The 2,874-nt window shown below is 38.0% G+C and carries 3 protein-coding genes and 1 pseudogene; 3 read left to right on the top strand and 1 reads right to left on the bottom strand.

Annotation, left to right across the window (positions count from 1 at the left end; translation table 11 throughout):
• The 3 genes and pseudogenes from AC1DDX_RS26035 to AC1DDX_RS26025 form a co-directional block, all read left to right on the top strand.
• Positions 1-1,227: pseudogene (locus AC1DDX_RS26035) on the top strand (ATP-dependent DNA helicase); the annotation flags it as partial.
• Between the two features lie 19 nt (positions 1,228-1,246).
• On the top strand, positions 1,247-1,972 hold the full coding sequence (locus tag AC1DDX_RS26030; protein ID WP_337717798.1) for a DUF92 domain-containing protein: 726 nt from the start codon (positions 1,247-1,249) through the stop codon (positions 1,970-1,972).
• Positions 1,973-1,997: 25 nt separating this feature from the next.
• Positions 1,998-2,237 carry a hypothetical protein gene (locus AC1DDX_RS26025; RefSeq protein ID WP_172662490.1) on the top strand — a complete coding sequence of 80 codons (240 nt, stop codon included), beginning with the start codon at positions 1,998-2,000 and terminating at the stop codon, positions 2,235-2,237.
• A 16-nt stretch (positions 2,238-2,253) separates the two neighbouring features.
• Here AC1DDX_RS26025 and AC1DDX_RS26020 read toward each other — a convergent pair.
• Positions 2,254-2,874: PhoPQ-activated protein PqaA family protein (locus tag AC1DDX_RS26020; protein WP_477622885.1), on the bottom strand; the 621-nt coding region annotated here is incomplete at its 5' end.

Below are 2,874 nucleotides of genomic sequence, written 5' to 3'. Positions count from 1 at the left end.
GATCTGTTAAACAAAAGATACGACCCTCAATTCAGCTCTACTGATGACTTAAATCCGATTATCATCACCTCACATAATGCTGAGGCTAATACAATTAACAAAGAAAAGTTAGATGAGTTAACCGGTGAAGAGTATACTTTTGAGGGAGAGGTAAGCGGAGAGTTTAGAGATCTGGGCTTGCAGGCAGAGCAGACCTTAAAACTTAAAGAAGGTGCCCAGATCATGTTCATAAAAAACGACACAGGTGATAATCGGAAATTCTATAACGGAAAGATCGGAAAGGTTAAGTCTGTTAAAGATGGTGAGATCTATATCTCTTTTCCGCAGGAGGATGATTTGTTATTGGAAAAATCTTCATGGCAATCTTTTGAATATAAAGCTGATCCTGAACAGGCCATTATACAACAGCAAGTTGGGGAATTTTCCCAATATCCGATTAAATTGGCCTGGGCCGTTACAATTCATAAAAGTCAGGGATTAACATTCGACAATGCAATAATTGATGCCGGAAAATCATTTGTTGCCGGTCAGGTTTATGTTGCTTTGAGTCGTGTTAGAACACTAAACGGACTTATTTTAAAATCAAAGATCAGTACTGAAAGTTTAAGGTCAAATACGGAGGTGATCAATTACATGAAACCCGCTAATGAAGATGACTTAGAGCACATTTTAATTACTGAACAGGAAAGATTCATTCTTCAGGTAGTATTAAACCATTTTTCGCTAAACCGTGTGCTTAGCGGATTGGAAACAATCAGTTCAAACTCTGAGATCGTTAAATCGCACCTGCCAGAATTTAAATCTTTGCTTGCTCAATTGAATAAATCGGTTAAAGACCTTATGATCTTGTCTGAAAAGTTTCAGACCCAGGTGAAGCAGTTACATAAGCAAGCAGGTTTTAAAGATCAACAAGTGTTGCAGGATAGAATTGAATCTGCATTGGCCTATTTCAGTAAGGAGATCACTATTCAGCTCCTAAATCCTGTAAACAAAAACATCAGGATTAAACCGAAAAACAAAATCCAACAGCAAATACAACACTTACTCCAAAAGTACAGGCAAATAATTGAAGCAAGAGTTTCGCAAATGCAATTCGGTTCTGGATTATTAAAAGAGCCAGTTAAACCCGAAGATTATATTGCCTGGATTGATAAACATAAGACCAAGCCCAATACTAAACCAGGCTCTTCCTCGGTAGAGCCTACAGTTACATTACAACTATTTTAAACTTCGGTTTAACCTAAATATGTCTACATCATCACTCCCCGTTTTATTGGTTACTGTTATATTGCTGATTGCAATGATGGGGATATGTGTCTGGGCAAAAAAATTAACGTTCCCTGCAGCGCTTACCGCGGGTTTAATTGGTTTCTTTGTATTTGCAGGTATAGGAGAAACCGGGATACTAATGCTTGTTACCTTTTTTATTCTTGGCGTATCGGCTACGGCTCACAAAAAACAACTGAAGGCAAAATACCATCCGGAAATTCTGGATAACAATGGGAGAAATGCCGGACAAGTATTTGCAAATGGAGGAGTTGCGGGGTTAACAGGCATTTTGGCAATTGTTGACCATCATCATTCAGACCTATATGTTTTAATGGCAGCTGCCAGTCTTGCATCTGCCCTTGCCGATACCCTATCTTCTGAACTGGGCATGGTGTACGGGCGTAGATTTTATAACATCCTGACCTTTAAAAGAGAGGCAAATGGTTTGGATGGAGTTGTAAGTTTAGAAGGAACCCTTATAGGTACATGCGGTGCGTCTGTAATAGGCTTAATTTACGCTGGGTTTGATAAAATGAGCCTCATTGTGATCGGTGCAGGAATACTTGGCAATCTGACAGATTCGATACTCGGAGCTACCTTTGAACGCAAAAACTACATGAGTAATGATGTGGTAAATTTTCTGAATACGCTTGTAGCATCCTTATTGGCGATAATGGTCTATTACATATTTAATTTTCCATAACTTAGCGGCCACAATTAAAATCGTTATGGCAGTATTACATAGAAAAGAAGAGAAAATTGAAGCAGTATTGAGTAAACTTCCAAAAGATTACACAGACAAAGATTTTGTAGATATGTTTATTAAGCTCTACTCTAAAGATTGGGGTAAAATTAAAGCCAATTATATCAAACAAAATCAAGATAAGGAACCTGGCACTGTAGTTAAAATGCCTAAGCCAGAACTTTATTTAAAGAATTTACTGACTACATTTCTTGAAAACAACTAATGGAAAAGATGACGGTCTATAAAAGCTTTTTATCGTCCGTCATAAACACTCTGGTACTTTCAACATACTCACCACCTTTAGAATCCTTGTACTTTAAATTAATATAAAAAGCTCTATAACCTGAATCAGGATACTGCTCTAAAGTATTTATCTCTGATTTAGGTTTAACATCCAGCTTTCTGGCCTCCCATTTATCATTTCGAAAATCCAGATCCGGCGAATCAGCATGCCATACGGTAACATCAATTAATTTATCTGCTGTAGTTTTAATGCTAACCTTTACTCCTTGTTCACTTTGAGAGGATTTCCATATGCAAACCGGATAAGGCGACTTTGACATAGTGAGTCCAAAGAATGAGCTTAGGGTAGTCATGGCCTCTTTACCRTCACCAAGCCCATGCCCCACATTTGGCACATAATGAATTAAGTTTTGACCGGGAATACTGTCGTAATAATTCTTGATATTGTCTATTGGCCAATATTCATCATTGGTGCCCATTACGATCATTTTAGGCATTGTTAGTGATTTGCGGTACGAATATGGATCAATCATGGTGGCCAGGTCATTGCTGCTCCCGGTACCCAGATCCTGTACAAGACCTAGTTTAACGTAATCTTCTATCTGGATGCTATAATC

Source organism: Pedobacter sp. 10L46_2, from assembly GCF_056395165.1.
The sequence above is the reverse complement of the archived record's forward strand: the minus strand, read 5'-3'. Positions and strand labels throughout refer to the sequence as shown.